Here is a 17642-nt window from a genome sequence, read left to right as displayed (position 1 = left end):
GTCAGCGGGCGGTCTGCGTGTGGACGTAGTCCACGAGCCGGGTCAGGGCGTCCGGGTCGGTGGAGGGCATCACACCGTGGCCGAGGTTGAAGACGTGGCCCTCAAGACCGGCGGCCGAGTCGAGCACCTCGCGCGTCTTGGCCTCGACGGCCTCCTTGGTGGCGAACAGCACCGTCGGGTCGAGGTTGCCCTGGAGCGCCTTGCCGGGGCCGACGCGACGGGCGGCCTCGTCCAGCGGGACGCGCCAGTCGACGCCGACGACGTCCGCGCCGGCCTCGCCCATGAGCTTCAGCAGCTCACCGGTGCCGACACCGAAGTGGATGCGCGGGACGCCGTACCCGGCGACGGCCTGGAAGACCTTGGCGGAGGCGGGCAGCACCGAGCGGCGGTAGTCCGCCGGGGCCAGGGCTCCGGCCCAGGAGTCGAACAGCTGGACCGCGCTCGCGCCCGCCTCGATCTGGACCTTCAGGAAGGCGGCCGTGATCTCGGCGAGCCGGTCGAGGAGGTCGGCCCACAGCTCGGGGTCGCCGTACATCATCGCCTTGGCGTTCTCGTACGTGCGGGACGGACCGCCCTCGACGAGGTAGCTCGCGAGGGTGAAAGGAGCACCGGCGAAGCCGATCAGCGGGGTGGAGCCCAGCTCGCGGGTGAGCATCCCGATGGCCTCGGTGACGTAGGAGACGTCCTCGGGGCCGAGGTCGCGCAGCTGGGCCAGATCGGCGCGGGTGCGGATCGGGCGCTCGACGACCGGGCCGACGCCGGGCTTGATGTCGAGGTCGATGCCGATGGCCTTGAGCGGTACGACGATGTCGCTGAAGTAGATCGCGGCGTCCACGTTGTGCCGGCGCACCGGCTGGAGCGTGATCTCGGTGACCAGCTCGGGCCGCATGCAGGACTCCAGCATCGGAATGCCCTCGCGCACCTTGCGGTACTCCGGCAGCGAGCGCCCGGCCTGCCGCATGAACCACACGGGGGTGTGCGGCACGGGTTCGCGCCTGCACGCCTTGAGGAAGGCACTGTCGTACGTCGCTGTCGGCTGCTGGCCCGTGGGGCTTGCGTTGGCACTCACGACGGCAAGTCTCGCACGGTCCGGAAGCCGACGTGGCCGCGGCCTTGAGGGTGTCTCTCCCTGCGCGGAGGCCCCGTTCCCCTTAATCTTCCCCGCATGGCTGCGGCTCAGGGACGACTGTCGGACGGCGCTGGCGAAATGGACGACGCGAAGGAGACGGGGGAGGCGGAGCGGCACAAGGACAAGGCGGCTCCGCCGGCCTTCCGGGCCGCGGTCGAGGCGATCAGGAGCGCGCGGCTGCGGCCGCAGGTCGAGGTGGAGCCGACGCCGGCGCCGCAGCGGCTCGCCCCGTTCGCGTACGCCCTGGAGGCCGCGGTGGTCGACGGCGACCAGGAACTCGCCGACGGCCGTCTGGTGCTGCTGCACGAGCCGGACGGGCACGAGGCCTGGCACGGCACCTTCCGGCTGGTGACGCTGGTGCGCGCCGAGTTGGAGCCGGAGATGGCGGCGGACCCGCTGCTGCCCGAGGTGTGCTGGTCGTGGCTGACCGGGGCGCTCCAGGCGCGCGGGCTGTCGTACGGCGAGCCGAGCGGCACGGTCACGCGCGCGAGCTCGCACTACTTCGGCGGGCTGGCCGAGCGCCCGGCCGCCTCGCAGATCGAGATCCGTGCCTCCTGGACGCCCCGTGAGGGCCTGGGCGGAGTCCCGGACAGCGCGGCGCATCTGGCGTCCTGGTGCGATCTGCTGGCCCAGGTCGCGGGTCTGCCGCCGGCCGCCCCGGGCGACGCCTCGGTGGTGACCCTTCCGCAGCGCCGCAGGGGACCGCAGTCCCGTTGACCGCCGGCTTTCGGTTGATCATCATCTCGTTGACCATCTCTTTGTCGATACGGCCACTTTCAGTCCCGTAATCGCCACGACTTGAGCCGACTCGATCTTCGGGTGATCGATCGCGTGTCCGAATTGCACGGATTGTTACTCACTAGATCGTGATCATTCTCTAAAGGCGGACAGGTTTGATGCCGAAGACAGCTGTGACCTTGAAAGCACGGTTCGTCCCGGCTTCATCCCCAGAGCCGGCCCCGTCCCGCACTCCAGGAGGCCTGGTGTCCGTTCTTCTTGAGCAGCCCGCAAGCCTGGTCGCCTACCGCCCGAACAAGCCGACCGCCATGGTGGTCGTGGCCGACCCGCGCGTCCGCTCCACCGTCACCCGTCATCTGTGGGCGCTCGGTGTGCGTGATGTCATCGAGGCCTCGTCCATCGCGGAGGCTCGTCCCCGCATCGGCAACCCCCGCGACATCTGCGTCGCCGACGTCCACCTTCCCGACGGTTCCGGCCTGACCCTCCTTTCCGAGACCCGTGCCGCAGGCTGGCCGAACGGGCTGGCACTGTCCGCCGCCGACGACATCGGCGCCGTGCGCAACGCCCTGGCCGGCGGGGTCAAGGGCTATGTCGTCACCGGGACCCGGACCAACATCGGGCTCCCCACCAGACCGGGCACCTCCCCCATCGGCGCCACCGCCGCCCGTATGCACCGCCGCCCCCCGGGTTCCCCGAGCCACCCGGGTGGCTACCGCGAACTGTCCGGCCGCGAGGTCGAGGTGCTGCGGCTGGTCGCGGAGGGCCAGTCGAACAAGGCGATCGGCGTCTCGATGGGCCTGTCCGCACTGACCGTCAAGAGCCACCTCGCCCGCATCGCGCGCAAGCTCGGCACCGGCGACCGGGCCGGAATGGTCGCGGTGGCCCTGCGCACCGGGATCATCCACTGAACCGGCCGAAACCGTACGCCGAACCCGCCGGAGGCCCCGCACCCACCTACCGTGTTCGTTCACTCACGTGAACGAGATGTTTCACCGACCTGACTGGTTTACGACCCCCTGACGCCCGTCGACGGAACGTTCCGTCGACGGGCGCTGTCCACACACAGATACCCTTGACAGGTGACCGACGCCCAAGACACCGCAGCCGACATGCCACTGCGCACCACCGGAGGGACCCCTCCGGACGACGGCGGATCGTCAGCGGCGGGGGCGCCGATCCCTTTGCTCGAACCGCGCGAGGGCATTCCGCCGGTGATCACCGACGAGGCCTCGCTGTCCGAGGTGATCGCCGCCTTCGCCGCCGGCTCCGGCCCCGTGGCCGTGGACGCCGAGCGCGCCTCCGGCTACCGCTACGGCCAGCGCGCCTACCTGGTGCAGCTGCGCCGCGAGGGCGCCGGTACCGCGCTGATCGATCCCGTCGCCTGCCCCGATCTGTCGGGGCTCGGCGAGGTCCTGTCCGGTGTGGAGTGGGTGCTGCACGCCGCCACCCAGGACCTGCCCTGCCTGCGCGAGATAGGCATGGTGCCCAGCCGCCTGTTCGACACCGAGCTGGCCGGCCGGCTCGCCGGGTTCCCCCGGGTCGGCCTGGGCGCGATGGTCGAGGGTGTGCTCGGATACGTACTCGAGAAGGGGCACTCCGCCGTCGACTGGTCGACCCGGCCGCTGCCCGATCCGTGGCTGCGGTACGCGGCCCTGGACGTCGAACTGCTCGTCGACCTGCGCAACTCCCTGGAGAAGGAGCTGGACCGGCAGGGCAAGCTGGAGTGGGCCCGCCAGGAGTTCGACGCGATCGCCGGCGCCCCGCCCGCGGAGCCGCGCAAGGACCCCTGGCGTCGCACGTCCGGGATGCACAAGGTGCGGCGCCGGCGACAGCTGGCCGTGGTGCGGGAGCTGTGGGAGACGCGGGACCGCATCGCCCAGCGGCGGGACGTCTCGCCCGGGAAGGTGCTCGGTGACGCCGCGATCGTCGAGGCGGCGCTGTCCCTCCCGGTCAATGTGCACGCGCTCGCCGGGCTGAACGGGTTCGGGCACCGGATGGGCCGGCGCCAGCTGGAGCAGTGGCAGGCCGCGGTGGACCGGGCCAAGGCCCTGACGGAGGCGCAGCTGCCGCAGCCGGGACAGCCCGTCGCCGGGCCGCCGCCGCCCCGGGCCTGGGCCGACAAGGACCCGGCCGCAGCGGCCCGGCTCTCCGCCGCGCGCGCCGCGGTGTCGGCCCTGGCCGAGCGGCTCACCATGCCCCAGGAGAATCTCATCGCTCCGGACACCGTGCGGCGGCTCTGCTGGGAGCCGCCGAAGTCTGTCGACATCGACTCCGTGAGCGGTGCGCTGTCCGGGTACGGTGCGCGGCCGTGGCAGGTGGCGCAGGTGACGCCGGCGCTCGTCGACGCACTGTCGGTGAAGGACGCGTAGCCGCCACAGCGGTTGGTCACGCACCGCGGCGTCGAGATCACGCCAAGATCCTGGGACGCCCCGGACGAGGAAGGACGGCCGCCTTTGACCAGGCGGCCCGGTCCACGCGCTTCCACGCGTTTCCCGATGACGGTCGCATCCCCGCCGATGTGACGTTCGCCGCTCCCCGCGTCAGGGGTGTGCAGCTACGTTACCCACAAGTAGCATGAGCCCTGAGCGCGCGCTCAGCTCTTGCGCGTCGCAGCAGTGCCATCCCGCACCCTGGAGGAGAGCCATCGTGCCTCGTACCGTCAGGGATGTCGTCTTCGTCGACGGCGTCCGCACCCCGTTCGGCAAGGCGGGCCCGAAGGGCATCTACCACGAGACCCGCGCCGACGACCTCGTCGTGAAGGCGATCCGGGAGCTGCTGCGCCGCAACCCCGGCCTCGACCCCAAGAAGATCGACGAGGTCGCCATCGCCGCGACCACGCAGATCGGTGACCAGGGCCTGACCCTCGGCCGCACGGCCGGCATCCTCGCCGGTCTCCCCCAGTCCGTCCCGGGCTACTCGATCGACCGCATGTGCGCCGGCGCCCTGACCGCCGTGACGACCACCGCCGGTTCGATCGCGTTCGGCGCCTACGACGCCGTCATCGCCGGTGGCGTCGAGCACATGGGCCGCCACCCGATGGGCGAGGGCGTGGACCCGAACCCGCGCTTCGTCAGCGAGAAGCTGGTCGACGAGTCCGCCCTGTTCATGGGCATGACCGCCGAGAACCTGCACGACCGCTACCCGCAGATCACCAAGCTCCGCGCCGACGAGTACGCGGTGCGCTCGCAGGAGAAGGCCGCCAAGGCGTACGCCGACGGCAAGATCCAGCAGGACCTGGTGCCGATCTCGGTGCGTCGTACGAACCCCGAGGCCGGCGAGACCGGTTGGGGCCTGGTCACGGCCGACGAGCCGATGCGCCCGGGTACGACCCTGGAGAACCTCGCCGGTCTGAAGACCCCGTTCCGCGTCCACGGCCGGGTCACCGCCGGTAACGCGGCCGGTCTGAACGACGGCGCCACCGCCTCGATCATCGCGAGCGAGGACTTCGCCCGCGAGAACAACCTGCCGGTCAAGATGCGCCTGGTCTCCTACGCCTTCGCGGGCGTCGAGCCCGAGGTCATGGGCTACGGCCCGATCCCGGCCACGGAGAAGGCCCTCGCCAAGGCGGGCCTGTCCATCTCCGACATCGGTCTCTTCGAGATCAACGAGGCCTTCGCCGTCCAGGTCCTGGCCCTCCTGGACCACTACGGCATCGCCGACGACGACGCGCGCGTCAACCAGTACGGCGGCGCCATCGCCTACGGCCACCCGCTCGCCTCCTCCGGCGTCCGTCTGATGACGCAGCTGGCCCGCCAGTTCGAGGAGCAGCCGAACGTCCGCTACGGCCTGACCACCATGTGCGTCGGCTTCGGCATGGGCGCGACGGTCATCTGGGAGAACCCGCACTTCGAGGGGGACAAGTGAGCACCACCGCTGAGCTTCTGAAGGGTGCGGCCGAGCTGTTCCCCGACGAGGTCGTGACGTCCGCGCACGTACGCCACCTCGACCTGCCGTTCGGCGCCGGGCGCTTCGCGCTCATCACGCTGGACAACGGCTTCGACCACACCAAGCCGACCACCTTCGGCCCGGCCTCGCTGGCGAACCTCAACACCGCCATCGACCAGGTCGAGGCGGAGGCCGCGGCCGGCGACATCGTCGGTGTCGGCATCACCGGCAAGCCGTTCATCTTCGCGGTCGGCGCCGACCTCAAGGGCGTCGAGCTGCTGAAGAAGCACGAGGACGCGCTCGCCATCGGCAAGGGCGGCCACGAGGTCTTCAAGCGCCTCGCGGGCCTCGCCGTCCCGACCTTCGCGTACTACAACGGTGCCGCCATGGGCGGTGGCGTCGAGGTCGGTCTGCACTGCGCCTACCGGACCGTCTCCAAGGCGATCCCGGCGTTCTCCCTGCCCGAGGTCTTCCTCGGTCTGGTCCCGGGCTGGGGCGGCTGCACGATCCTGCCGAACCTGATCGGCGCCGACAAGGCCGTCTCGGTGATCATCGAGAACAGCCTCAACCAGAACAAGCAGCTCAAGGGCCAGCAGGTCTTCGACCTGGGCATCGCCGACGCCATCTTCGAGGGCGCCGACTTCCTGGAGCAGTCGCTGATCTGGACCGCGAACGTCCTCAAGGGCGACGTCGAGGTCGAGCGCCCGGTGATCGACCGCGGCGAGGGCTGGGACCAGGCCGTCGCCAAGGGCCGCTTCATCGCGGACTCCAAGGTGCACGGCGCGGCACCGGCCGCCTACCGTGCCCTGGACATCATCGCGGCCGCCAAGAACGGCGACCTGCAGCAGGGTTACGACGCCGAGGACAAGGCGCTTGCCGACCTGATCATGGGTGGCGAACTGCGTTCCGGCATCTACGCGTTCAACCTGGTGCAGAAGCGCGGCAAGCGCCCGGCCGGTGCCCCGGACAAGAACCTGGCGCGCCCGGTCACCAAGGTCGGCGTGGTCGGCGCGGGCCTGATGGCCAGCCAGCTCGCCCTGCTCTTCCTGCGCCGCCTGGAGGTCCCGGTCGTCCTCACGGACATCGACCAGGAGCGCGTCGACAAGGGTGTGGGCTACGTCCACGCCGAGATCGAGAAGCTGCTCGGCAAGGGCCGTATCAACCAGGACAAGGCCAACCGCCTCAAGGCGCTGGTCACCGGTGTCCTGGACAAGGCCGAGGGCTTCGCGGACGCCGACTTCATCATCGAGGCCGTCTTCGAGGAGATCGGCGTCAAGCAGACGGTGTTCGCGGAGGTCGAGGCGGTCGCCCCGGCGCACGCGATCCTCGCGACCAACACCTCCTCCCTGTCGGTGACGGAGATGGCGTCGAAGCTCAAGAACCCCGAGCGGGTCGTGGGCTTCCACTTCTTCAACCCGGTCGCCGTCCTCCCGCTCCTGGAGATCGTCCGGGGCGAGCAGACCGACGACGCCTCGCTGGCCACCGCCTTCGCGGTCGCCAAGAAGCTGAAGAAGACCGCGGTCCTCACCAAGGACGCCCCGGCGTTCGTGGTGAACCGCATCCTGACCCGCTTCATGGGCGAGATCCAGAACGTCATCGACGAGGGCACCCCGGTCGAGGTCGCCGAGAAGGCCATCGAGCCGCTCGGCCTGCCGATGTCCCCGCTGGTGCTGCTGGAACTGGTCGGCCCCGCGATCGGTCTGCACGTCTCGGAGACCCTCAACCGGGCCTTCCCGGACCGCTTCAAGGTCTCCCCGAACCTCGCGGCCGTCGTCAAGGCGGGCAAGCGCGGCTTCTACGTCTACGACAGCGGCAAGCCGGAGCTGGACCCCGAGGTCGCGGCGCTGCTCAAGCAGGGCGATGTCGTCCTGACCGAGGAGCAGGTCCGGGACCGCGTCCTCGACGCGGTGGCCCAGGAGATCGGTCTGATGCTCGACGAGGGTGTCGTGGCCGAGGCCCAGGACATCGACCTGTGCCTGATCACCGGCGCCGGCTGGCCCTTCCACCTGGGCGGCATCACGCCGTACCTGGACCGTGAGGGCGTCTCGGAGCGGGTGAACGGCAAGAAGTTCCTGGCTCCGGGCACGGCGAGCGTCCCGGCGTAACCGGTTCCGCGGCGTTCCGTACGCACGGACGATGCCCGGCGCACCCGAGTGGTGTGCCGGGCATCGGCGTTTCAGGAGGCGGGCGGACGGGCGTCCTCGACATGGACGACGTGCAGTTCCCGGCCGTCCTGGTCGCGCTTGGACCGGCCATGGATCCCGACGGCCAGGTGCGAGAGGTCGGCGGGTTCGTCGAGCCCGACGAAGGTGACCACGTCCGGGTGATGGCCCGTCACCAGCCAGCCCTCGTCGTTCTTGAGCTCCAGCACGCGGAAGTCGCCCGCGGGCCCGGCCACCTGCACGGGCCCGAACTCCCGCAGGAGCTCGGTGGCCCGCTCGTCGAGTTGCCCCTCGGGCTCCTCCAGCACCACGCAGGTGCCGTGCTCGAAGAGCACCCACGATTTTCCGGATCCGGCGAGGAGACGGCGCCATGTGTCGATGAGTGTCTCGGTGTCCACGCGGTCATCTTCGCGCACTCAGACCTCCCGCCATGCCTCCAGTGCCAGTCCCGGCTCCTCCTTGCGGCGGGTGACCAGGAGTTGGCCGGTCGACGGGGACAACGTTGCCGCGGCCACGCGGCCGTTCTCGTCCAGCGCGAGGGCCACCACGGCGTCCGCGGGGAGCTGGGGGCCCGACTCGGTCCACCAGGCACCCGCCGTCTCGTCCTGGGTCGGATACGCGGCGAAGGCCACGCGGCCGCTCGACGAACGCTGGGCGAGGAGGGTGCAGTCGTGGCCGTCCAGTTCGCAGCGGACCGCCGCGACCGGGCCGTCGCCGGCGGCCGGGAGCAGGGCGACGGGCTTGCCGCCGGGGCGCCAGGCGCAGATGTCGCCCGAGTCGGCGGTGTAGAAGAGGGTGGTGCTGTCGGGGGAGGTGGCCAGGGCGTGCAGGGTGCCCGGGCGGGCCGGTGCCTCCAGCGCCTCCTCCAGGACCGGCTCGGTGCCCGCCTCCTCCTGGCGCCAGTGCAGTACGGCGCCGGGGACGGTCGCGTAGAGCTCGACCCGGCCGGACTCCCCCGTCACTGCAGCGAGTTCCTCCTGGACGTCCCGGCCCTTCAGGTCGCGCCAGGGATCCCAGCCGCCCTTCTCCTTCTGGGCCAGCAGGCTCACTCCGCCGCCCTTGTTGCGTACGAAGACATGGGCCCGGCCCTGTGCGTCCACGGCGACCGCCGGGGTGCCGGTGCGCTCGCCCTTCTTGTCGGGGTGTCCGACCGGAGCCCAGTCCAGGGCGGCGAGATGCGGCCGGAAGTGGGTGGAGTGCACCAGGCCCGACTCACCGGCCGCCGTGGGCCGCCAGGAGACCAGATGGGCGTAGCCGTCGGCGCCCTGACCGACGCCGAGCACGGGGTGCAGCCGCTGGTCGCCGCCGACCTTCCGCGGGGCGCCCCAGGGACCACCGGGCCCGCGCTCCGCCCGGCACAGGACGGCTTCGCCCGACGGCAGGTAGACACTGAGCCGGCCGTCACGGCCGCGTATGAGCCAGTCGCCGTTCACCGCATCACTCTATGCCGGACGAACGATTGACCTGGGCCCGACCCTGCCGGTCACCGCAGCGGGTGCGCTGCACGAACCCGGTGGCGCTCGCCCAGGGTGCAAGCGGGAGACGCCGCCGGCCGGAGGACCAAGGCGCCCACGATGGGCCGACAGCCCCGTCCGACTCTCTCCGCCAACACCCGCGCCCCTGCCGGAAGCCCGAGAGCGGCCACGCGCCGGTGTTCTGTCGGTGTTCCGGGCGCGTCGCCGTGGGACGCTTGGCGTATGGACGAGGATGCGCCGCTGCTCGTGATCGTCGATGCCGCGAACGTGGTCGGGTCGGTGCCCGACGGATGGTGGCGGGACCGGAGGGGGGCCGCCGAGCGGCTGCGGGACCGGCTGGCGTCGGAGGGGCTGCCCGGTCATCCGAACCCCGTGGAGATCGTGCTGGTCGTCGAGGGCGCGGCGCGCGGCGTTCAGTCCGCGCCCGGACTGCGGGTGGAGTCGGCGCGGGGCAGCGGCGACGACCGTATCGTCGAGCTGGTCGAGGAGAACCGCGGCCGCCCCACCCTGGTCATCACGGCCGACCGCGAACTGCGGCGCAGGGTGACGGAGTTGGACGCGGAGGTGACGGGCCCACGGGCGGTGCTCGGGGGCATGCCCTAGTCCCGCGTCACCCGCGCGTACAGCACCGCCCCGTCCACCTCCCCCACCGGCTCGTACCGTGCCGCAAGGAGCCGGCGCAGGCCCGGGACGCGTTCCGGGGCGTACGGCTTGCCCCTGGAGTCGTCGACCACCAAAGCAGGTGCGTGGGTGGTCATTTCCTCGCGGAAGACGGGCCAGGTGCCCTGAACGGCGTACTTCTCGCCGACCTGGGGGCTGCCCCGGCCGCCGCTGAAGTTGGTGAGGAGCCCCGCGGTGAGATAGCGGCTGGCGGGGGTGCGCCGGGACAGCCAGTACGTCTCCGGGTGTATCCCCCACACGAGGACCCGGTCGGTGAGCGCCGTGCGGTGGGCCACGGCGGAGGCCAGGCGCTGGGCGTGGGTGAGTTCGGGGCGGGGCGCCAGCAGACCCCAGGCCAGGAAGAGGACGCAGCAGCAGGCCGAGGTGAGGACCGACGCCGTCAGCCGCTGCCGGGGCAGGATCTGCAGCGCGGCCGTCGCCAGCAGGGCGAGCGGCGGGATGAGCTGCAGGTAGTAGTGGCCGAAGAAGTGGAAGCCGAGGAGCACGGCCAGGGCCGAGGAGGCGAGCCACAGCCACAGGTCGGCCGCCCCCGTGCGGGCCAGCCGCAGTACCCGTACCACCGGCGGGATCAGGCCCGCGCAGGCCACGGCCAGGATCGCCGTGTTGGTCAGCGCCCGGACCAGGGCGTGCAGTTCGGACCCGGTGAAGGAGGCGTACGCCCCTGATCCGGTGACCGTCCAGAAGACGAAGCCGGCCGGATCGGTGACCAGGGCTGCGCCCAGCACCGGCAGGGCCACCCCGGCGGCCAGCCGCAGCACCGCGCCGCGCGGGGCGCCGTACCGGTGTGCGAGCCACAGCACCGGCACCAGCACCGCCCCGCCGGTCTGCTTGGTGAGCAGGGCGCAGGCGACGGCCGCGCCGGCCGTGCCCCAGCGGCGGCGGTCCGCGCACCACATCGCGGCGGCCGTGCAGGGCAGCATGAACACCTCGAACGTGGCGGCCTGCGCGTCCTCGGGGTTGAGCCCCACGGAGACCAGCAGATACAGCACCCCGGCCGTCCGGCCCGCGGTGTCGCCCCACCGGCGCCGGGCGAGCGAGGCCAGCAGGACGGCGGTGAGCAGTTGTGCCAGCACGGCCAGGATCCGCACCGGTGTGAGCGAGCCGGAGCCGCCCAGCGCGAACGCGGCCTGGTACAGCCAGGGCACGATGGGCGGCTTGCGGTCCACCACCGTCTCGTACAACTGCCCGCCGTGTGCCAGCATCCGGGCCTGCACGGCGAGAAAGCCCTCGTCGGGGTTCCACAGCGGCCGCGCGAAGGACGGCACACGGGTCACACAGGCCAGGGCCGCCAGCAGCGGCAGCAGCCGCGTCCAGTACGCCTTTCGTGCGACTACGGAACGTGATGGGGCGAGCGACGCGGCGGACATGGGGAGCACGCTATCCGGCCCCGCGGTCTCCACCGAAACAGGACATACGGGGCCGGTGCGTCCACGGGGCCGGCTACGGGGTGTCTCCGCCCGGCCGCCTGTCGACCTCGTCGGGTGTCGTCTCCTCGTGGCGTCCCAGGCGGCTGTGCGAGCGGCCGTACGCGAAGTACACGGCGAAGCCGATCACCATCCAGATGGCGAACCGGAGCCAGGTCTCGGCGGGCAGGTTCAGCATCAGCCAGAGCGTGGCGGCGACGGACAGGACCGGGATGAAGGGCACCCACGGGGTGCGGAAGGCGCGGTGCAGGTCCGGGCGGGTGCGGCGGAGGATGATCACGCCGAGCGCGACGACCACGAAGGCGAACAGCGTGCCGATGTTCACCAGCTCGGCGAGTTCGCTCAGGCTGGTGAAGCCCGCGATGACCGCGATGAGCACACCGAGCAGGATGGTCGGCCGGTGCGGGGTCCGGAACCGGGGGTGGACGATGGAGAAGAAGCGGGGCAGCAGACCGTCGCGGCTCATCGCGAAGAACACCCGGGTCTGACCGAGCAGCAGGATCATGCACACGGTGGTCAGGCCGATGACGGCGCCGAAGCTGATCGCGCCCGCGTACCAGGGGTGTCCGAGGGCCTTGAAGGCGTCGGCGAGCGGGGCGTCCACGGACAGATCGGTGTAGTGCTGCATGCCCGTGACGACGATGGACACCGCCACGTACAGCGCCGTGCAGATGAGCAGGGAGCCGAGGATGCCGCGCGGCATGTCCCGCTGCGGGTTCTTGGTCTCCTCGGCGGCGGTGGCCACGACGTCGAAGCCGATGAAGGCGAAGAAGACGACGGAGGCGGCGGTGAAGATGCCCATCACGCCGAAGTTGGACGGCGCCCAGCCGGCCATCAGTTGGATGAGCGGCGCCTTGAGAGTGCCCCCGGCCTCCACCGGCTGGGCCTTGGGGATGAACGGCTTGTAGTTGGCGCTGGTGATGAAGAAGGCACCGGCGACGATCACGATCAGGACGACCGTCACCTTGATGGCGACGACCACTTCGGTGACCCGCGCGGACAGTTTCATGCCGATCACGAGGATGGCGGTGAGCACCAGGACCAGCGCGGCGGCGAGGATGTCGAAGCCGAAGCCGTGGGCTCCGTCCCGGCCGGCGAGGTAGTCGGGCAGGTGCCAGCCGGCGTTGTCCAGGAGCGAGCGCATGTAGCCGGACCAGCCGACGGCGACCACCGCCGTGCCGAGCGCGAACTCCAGGACGAGGTCCCAGCCGATGATCCAGGCGGGCAGTTCACCGAGGGACGCGTACGAGAAGGTGTACGCGGACCCGGCCACCGGGACCGTGGAGGCGAACTCCGCGTAGCAGAGCGCGGCGAGGGCGCAGACGACGCCGGCCGCGACGAAGGCCAGGGAGACCGCGGGGCCCGCGTTCTCCCTGGCGACCTTGCCGGTCAGGACGAAGATGCCGGTGCCGATGATGACACCGACGCCGAAGACGGTCAGATCCAGCGCGGACAAGGATTTCTTGAGCGCGTGCTCTGGCTCCTCGGTATCGAGGATGGACTGCTCCACCTTTTTCGTCCGGAAGAGGGAACTGCTCACGGGGTACCTCCCACGCTTGTCGTCCTCGACATGATCGAGAGGGGGCGTGGTACGTATGCCCCGAGGCGTGCTCATTCACGCAAATGGGCCGGTTTCACCACTCTTGACAGTGGCGAAACCGGCCCGGAAGGACGCTCCCCGAGTTCCCTGCTGCTAGTCGCGCGCGGGCTCCACCGAGTCGACCTCGCTCGTCGGGCGGTCGAAGCGGCCGTCCAGCTTGGAGACCAGACCGGTGACCTGGCGGGCGATGTCGGGGGCGGTCAGCCCGATCTCGGCCATGACCTCGGCGCGGGAGGCGTGGTCGAGGAAGCGCGGCGGGATGCCGAAGTCGCGCAGCGGGACGTCGACGCCGGCGTCCCGCAGGGCCTGGGCGACGGCCGAGCCGACGCCGCCGACGCGGGAGTTGTCCTCGACGGTGACGACCACGCGGTGCCGCTCGGCGAGCGGGGCCATGGCCTCGTCGACGGGCTTGACCCAGCGCGGGTCGACGACGGTGGTGGTGATGCCCTGCCGGTCCAGCAGGCCGGCGATCTCCAGGCACATCGGGGCGAGGGCGCCCACGGAGACCAGCAGCACGTCCGGGGTGTCGGTGCCCGGCTCGCGCAGCACGTCCATGCCGCCGACGCGTCCCAGGGCCGGTACGGCGGGACCGACCGCGCCCTTCGAGAAGCGCACGACGGTCGGCGCGTCCTTCACCTCGACGGCCTCGCGCAGCTGCGCGCGCACCTGGTCGGCGTCGCGCGGCGCGGCCAGCCTGAGCCCCGGCACGACCTGCAGGATCGACATGTCCCACATGCCGTTGTGGGAGGCGCCGTCGGTGCCGGTGATACCCGCACGGTCCAGCACGAACGTCACACCGCACTTGTGCAGGGCCACGTCCATCAGCACCTGGTCGAAGGCGCGGTTGAGGAAGGTGGCGTACACGGCGAAGACGGGGTGCACCCCGCCCGTCGCGAGGCCCGCGGCGGAGACGGCGCCGTGCTGCTCGGCGATGCCGACGTCGTACACCCGCTCGGGGAAGGCCTTGGCGAACCGGTCGAGTCCGACCGGCTGGAGCATCGCGGCGGTGATGGCGACGACGTCCTCCCGCTCATGACCCAGCTTCACCATCTCGTCGCCGAAGACGGAGGTCCAGTCGGCGCCGGAGCTGGCGATGGGCAGGCCCGTGTCGGGGTGGATCTTGCCGACGGCGTGGAAGCGGTCGGCCTCGTCCTGGAGGGCGGGCTGGTAGCCGCGGCCCTTCTCGGTGAGGCAGTGCACGATGACCGGGCCGCCGAACCGCTTGGCGCGGGCCAGTGCCGACTCCAGGGCCTCGATGTCGTGGCCGTCGATCGGGCCGACGTACTTCAGGCCGAGGTCCTCGAACATGCCCTGCGGGGCGATGAAGTCCTTCAGGCCCTTCTTCGCGCCGTGCAGGGTCTCGTAGAGCGGCTTGCCGACGACCGGGGTGCGCTCCAGGACCTCCTTGGTGCGGGCCAGGAAGCGCTCGTAGCCGTCGGTGGTGCGCAGCGTCGCGAGGTGGTTGGCGAGGCCGCCGATGGTCGGCGCGTACGAGCGCTCGTTGTCGTTGACGACGATGACCAGCGGGCGGTCCTTGGCGTCGGCGATGTTGTTGAGCGCCTCCCAGGCCATGCCGCCGGTGAGGGCGCCGTCGCCGATGACGGCGACGACATGACTGTCCTTTTTGCGGAGTTGATTGGCTTTTGCCAGACCGTCAGCCCAGCCGAGGACCGTCGAGGCGTGCGAGTTCTCGATGATGTCGTGCTCGGACTCGGCCTGCGAGGGGTAGCCGGACAGACCGCCCTTCATCTTCAGCCTGGAGAAGTCCTGCCGGCCCGTGAGCAGCTTGTGCACGTAGGACTGGTGGCCCGTGTCCCACAGCACCTTGTCCTTGGGGGACTCGAAGACACGGTGCAGGGCGATGGTGAGCTCGACCACGCCCAGGTTGGGTCCGAGATGTCCGCCTGTCTTGGAGACGGCGTCGACGAGGAAGGTCCGGATCTCCTCTGCCAGCTGGTCCAGCTCCTCCAGACTGAGCCGGTCCAGATCGCGCGGTCCCCTGATGCGGGTCAGCAGCGGCACCCGTGCCTCCTTGCAGTAGAGCTGATCGAGCTGTTGCCGGGCCTGTCGAGTCTAATGTTCCGCCTCTGCGACCGACGCCCGGGCTGTGCGTCGTACGTCACGCGAACGGCCGTACCCACCAGAAGGGTTCCCGAGACACAGCTGTGCCCGGCACCGCCGTTGGTGCCGGGCACAGGGTTCTGTTGTGAGCTACGGCGAGGGAATTGCGCGTTATGCGCGGCCCGCCGCCTTCTGGCTCCTGCGGGAGACCGAGTCGATGACGACGGCACCCAGAAGCACTCCACCGGTGATCATGTACTGGATCGAGGTGTTCATGTTGAGCAGGTCGAGACCGGTCTGGATGGACTGGATGACCAGCATGCCCAGCAGGGCGGACCAGACGGAGCCGCGGCCGCCGAAGAGGCTGGTACCACCGATGACGGCCGCCGCGATGGCGAGCATCAGGGTGTTGCCGCCACCGGCGTTGAGCGTGGCGCTCGCGGTCTGGCCGGCGAAGAACATACCGCCGATCGCCGCGAAGCCGCCGGAGATGGCGAACACGGTGATCCGGACCATCGGCACGCTGATACCGGCACGGCGCGCGGCCTCGATGCCACCACCGACTGCAAAAACCTTCCGGCCGTAGGTCGTACGACGCAGCACGAAGTCGACGATCACCAGCGCGGCGAGGAAGATCACCAGGGCGTTGGAGACACCGGAGGCGTTGTTCAGCACGGCTGCGGCGGCGAAGGACGCGATGGCGAGCAGGACGACCCGGATCAGGATCTCGCTGGTGGGCCGGAAGGGCACACCGGCGGCGCGGCGGCGGCGCTGCTCGTTGAAGGAGCCGACGGCCATCAGGACGACACCGAGGCCCGCGAGCAGGTAGGCGCCGACGATGGCCTGGTCCATGAAGAAGGAGCTCTGACCGAGCAGGTGCACCGGGCCGGACTCGGCCGGGATGTTGATGGTGCCGCTGTCGCCGAGGAGCCACAGCATCAGACCGTTCCAGCCGAGGAAGCCGGCCAGGGTCACGACGAACGCCGGTACGCCGATCTTGGCGAAGAACCAGCCCTGCAGCGCGCCGATGGCGATACCGGTCACGACGGACAGGACCAGCGCCAGCCAGCCGTTCATGCCGTGGTTGACGACGAAGACCGCGAACACGGTGGACGCCAGACCGCTGACCGAGCCGACGGAGAGGTCGATCTCGCCCAGCAGCAGCACGAACACCAGGCCGATGGCGAGCATGCCGGTGGCCGCGAGGAAGTAGCTGATGCTCGACAGGTTGTCGGCGCTGAGGAAGAGGTCGTTCTTCAGCTGGAAGATCGTCCAGATGACGACCAGACCGACGAAGACCGGCAGCGAACCGAGCTCGCCGCCCTTGATCTTGCGCTTGAACTCGGTGATGTAGCCCTTGAAGCCCTCTTCGCGGACCAGCAGGCGGGGGTCGACGACGGCGACCGGCGCGGCCGTGGGGTCGTCGGCGGGGGCCACGGTGTCCTGGACCGGGGCGGCGGGGTCGACCTTCTCGACCTTGGACGTGTCACTCACTTTGCCGCCTCCGTGGTGCGACGCTCCGCACGACGAGTCACGGCGTTGTCCGTGGCTCCCGTGATCGCGGCGATGATCTCTTCGTGGCTGGTGCTCTTCACGGGGAAGGAGCCGTTGTTCTTGCCCAGGCGCAGGACGGCGACGGTGTCCGCGACAGCCTTCACGTCCGCCATGTTGTGGCTGATGAGAATGACGCCGAGGTCGCGTTCGCGCAACCGCTCGACCAGGTCGAGGACCTGCGCGGTCTGCTCGACCCCGAGCGCGGCGGTGGGCTCGTCGAGGATGACGACCTTCGGGTCACCGATCAGGGCGCGGGCGATGGCGACGACCTGGCGCTGACCGCCGGAGAGGCTCGCGATCGGGATACGCACGCTGGGGATGCGGATCGAGAGCGTGCTCAGCAGCTCACGTGCCTGCTTCTCCATCGACACCTCGTCGATGACTCCCCGGTGCAGCAGCTCGCGACCGAGGAAGAGGTTGCCGACCACGTCGAGGTTGTCGCACAGCGCGAGGTCCTGGTAGACCGTCGCGACGCCGAGTCCCTGGGCGTCGTGCGGTTTGTTGATGCTGACCGGCTTGCCCTCCCACTCGATGACGCCCTCATCGATGGGGTGGACACCTGCAATCGTCTTGACCAGGGTCGACTTTCCTGCGCCGTTGTCGCCCACCAGGGCGACCACTTCTCCGGCGTGGACCTCCAGCTCAACGTCGGTGAGGGCCTGGACCGCACCGAACCGCTTGGAGACTCCGCGCAACGCCAGCACGGGCGTAGCGGACACGTGAACCATCTCCTTCGCCGCCTGACCGGCGGGGATGCCGCGCTTGGACAGGCGCGGAGGGACGTGCACGAAGCACGAGGTTTACAAGATGAACATGCGCGAATCCGCTGCCCTTGGCAACGGTTCCGTCCGACGCCCGTCCCGGCAGCGGGGTATGGAGGCCGGGGCGGGCGTCGGAGGGGTTTCGCGGGACCGCCGTGAGCGGTCGGGGCCC

At 70.5% G+C, this 17642-nt stretch carries 14 protein-coding genes; 6 read left to right on the top strand and 8 right to left on the bottom strand.

Annotation, left to right across the window (positions count from 1 at the left end):
• Position 1 precedes the first annotated feature (1 nt).
• Complete coding sequence (gene hemE / locus ACFY1J_RS05810) at positions 2 to 1069, bottom strand: uroporphyrinogen decarboxylase (RefSeq protein ID WP_390707417.1); 1068 nt, start codon at positions 1067 to 1069, stop codon at positions 2 to 4.
• Between the two features lie 96 nt (positions 1070 to 1165).
• Here hemE and ACFY1J_RS05805 point away from each other — a divergent pair, with 96 nt between their 5' ends.
• The 5 genes from ACFY1J_RS05805 (at position 1166) to ACFY1J_RS05785 (ending at position 7857) form a co-directional block, all read left to right on the top strand.
• Complete coding sequence (locus ACFY1J_RS05805) at positions 1166 to 1846, top strand: DUF3000 domain-containing protein (RefSeq protein WP_390707418.1); 681 nt, start codon at positions 1166 to 1168, stop codon at positions 1844 to 1846.
• A gap of 266 nt (positions 1847 to 2112) precedes the next feature.
• Positions 2113 to 2775 carry a response regulator transcription factor gene (locus ACFY1J_RS05800; RefSeq protein WP_263213751.1) on the top strand — a complete coding sequence of 221 codons (663 nt, stop codon included), beginning with the start codon at positions 2113 to 2115 and terminating at the stop codon, positions 2773 to 2775.
• A gap of 171 nt (positions 2776 to 2946) precedes the next feature.
• Positions 2947 to 4236 carry an HRDC domain-containing protein gene (locus ACFY1J_RS05795; RefSeq protein WP_390707419.1) on the top strand — a complete coding sequence of 430 codons (1290 nt, stop codon included), beginning with the start codon at positions 2947 to 2949 and terminating at the stop codon, positions 4234 to 4236.
• A 277-nt stretch (positions 4237 to 4513) separates the two neighbouring features.
• Positions 4514 to 5731 carry a thiolase family protein gene (locus ACFY1J_RS05790; protein WP_390707420.1) on the top strand — a complete coding sequence of 406 codons (1218 nt, stop codon included), beginning with the start codon at positions 4514 to 4516 and terminating at the stop codon, positions 5729 to 5731.
• The gene (locus ACFY1J_RS05785) at positions 5728 to 7857 is read left to right on the top strand and encodes a 3-hydroxyacyl-CoA dehydrogenase NAD-binding domain-containing protein (RefSeq protein ID WP_390730737.1); all 2130 of its coding nucleotides are present in this window, start codon (positions 5728 to 5730) and stop codon (positions 7855 to 7857) included. Before ACFY1J_RS05790 ends, ACFY1J_RS05785 begins: the two co-directional genes overlap by 4 nt.
• Positions 7858 to 7928: 71 nt before the next feature.
• Here the strand turns inward: ACFY1J_RS05785 and ACFY1J_RS05780 are convergent, their stop codons facing one another.
• Positions 7929 to 8312 carry a hypothetical protein gene (locus ACFY1J_RS05780; protein WP_390707422.1) on the bottom strand — a complete coding sequence of 128 codons (384 nt, stop codon included), beginning with the start codon at positions 8310 to 8312 and terminating at the stop codon, positions 7929 to 7931.
• An 18-nt stretch (positions 8313 to 8330) separates the two neighbouring features.
• Entirely contained in the window at positions 8331 to 9347 is a 1017-nt protein-coding gene (locus tag ACFY1J_RS05775) for a hypothetical protein (RefSeq protein ID WP_390707423.1), read from the bottom strand.
• 264 nt (positions 9348 to 9611) lie between these two features.
• Here ACFY1J_RS05775 and ACFY1J_RS05770 point away from each other — a divergent pair, with 264 nt between their 5' ends.
• Positions 9612 to 9992 (top strand): NTP pyrophosphohydrolase, encoded by a 381-nt coding sequence (locus ACFY1J_RS05770; protein ID WP_390707424.1) that lies wholly within the window; start codon positions 9612 to 9614, stop codon positions 9990 to 9992.
• Here ACFY1J_RS05770 and ACFY1J_RS05765 read toward each other — a convergent pair.
• From ACFY1J_RS05765 to ACFY1J_RS05745, 5 genes are all read right to left on the bottom strand, one after another.
• A complete protein-coding gene (locus ACFY1J_RS05765; protein WP_390707425.1) occupies positions 9989 to 11437 on the bottom strand; it encodes an ArnT family glycosyltransferase in 1449 nt (482 codons plus the stop codon). The two genes, ACFY1J_RS05770 and ACFY1J_RS05765, sit on opposite strands and share 4 nt — an antisense overlap.
• A gap of 73 nt (positions 11438 to 11510) precedes the next feature.
• The gene (locus ACFY1J_RS05760) at positions 11511 to 13034 is read right to left on the bottom strand and encodes an amino acid permease (protein ID WP_390707426.1); all 1524 of its coding nucleotides are present in this window, start codon (positions 13032 to 13034) and stop codon (positions 11511 to 11513) included.
• Between the two features lie 153 nt (positions 13035 to 13187).
• Positions 13188 to 15116 (bottom strand): 1-deoxy-D-xylulose-5-phosphate synthase, encoded by a 1929-nt coding sequence (dxs, locus tag ACFY1J_RS05755; RefSeq protein WP_390707427.1) that lies wholly within the window; start codon positions 15114 to 15116, stop codon positions 13188 to 13190.
• A gap of 210 nt (positions 15117 to 15326) precedes the next feature.
• Positions 15327 to 16649, bottom strand: a complete 1323-nt coding sequence (locus ACFY1J_RS05750; RefSeq protein WP_390707428.1) for a sugar ABC transporter permease — start codon at positions 16647 to 16649, stop codon at positions 15327 to 15329.
• Positions 16646 to 17437, bottom strand: a complete 792-nt coding sequence (locus ACFY1J_RS05745) for an ATP-binding cassette domain-containing protein (RefSeq protein ID WP_390707605.1) — start codon at positions 17435 to 17437, stop codon at positions 16646 to 16648. Before ACFY1J_RS05745 ends, ACFY1J_RS05750 begins: the two co-directional genes overlap by 4 nt.
• Positions 17438 to 17642: the final 205 nt, after the last annotated feature.

Origin of the sequence: Streptomyces sp. NPDC001406 (genome assembly GCF_042895285.1) — a bacterium.
In the GTDB taxonomy this organism is placed as follows: domain Bacteria; phylum Actinomycetota; class Actinomycetes; order Streptomycetales; family Streptomycetaceae; genus Streptomyces.
The sequence above is the reverse complement of the archived record's forward strand: the minus strand, read 5'-3'. Positions and strand labels throughout refer to the sequence as shown.

What these genes read in the sequence shown, in the direction of transcription:
- ACFY1J_RS05805 (WP_390707418.1), top strand. Translation starts at nt 1,166, where the DNA reads ATGGCTGCGGCTCAGGGACGACTGTCGGACGGCGCTGGCGAAATGGAC.
- ACFY1J_RS05770 (WP_390707424.1), top strand. Translation starts at nt 9,612, where the DNA reads ATGGACGAGGATGCGCCGCTGCTCGTGATCGTCGATGCCGCGAACGTG.
- ACFY1J_RS05765 (WP_390707425.1), bottom strand. Translation starts at nt 11,437, where the DNA reads ATGTCCGCCGCGTCGCTCGCCCCATCACGTTCCGTAGTCGCACGAAAG.
- ACFY1J_RS05745 (WP_390707605.1), bottom strand. Translation starts at nt 17,437, where the DNA reads ATGGTTCACGTGTCCGCTACGCCCGTGCTGGCGTTGCGCGGAGTCTCC.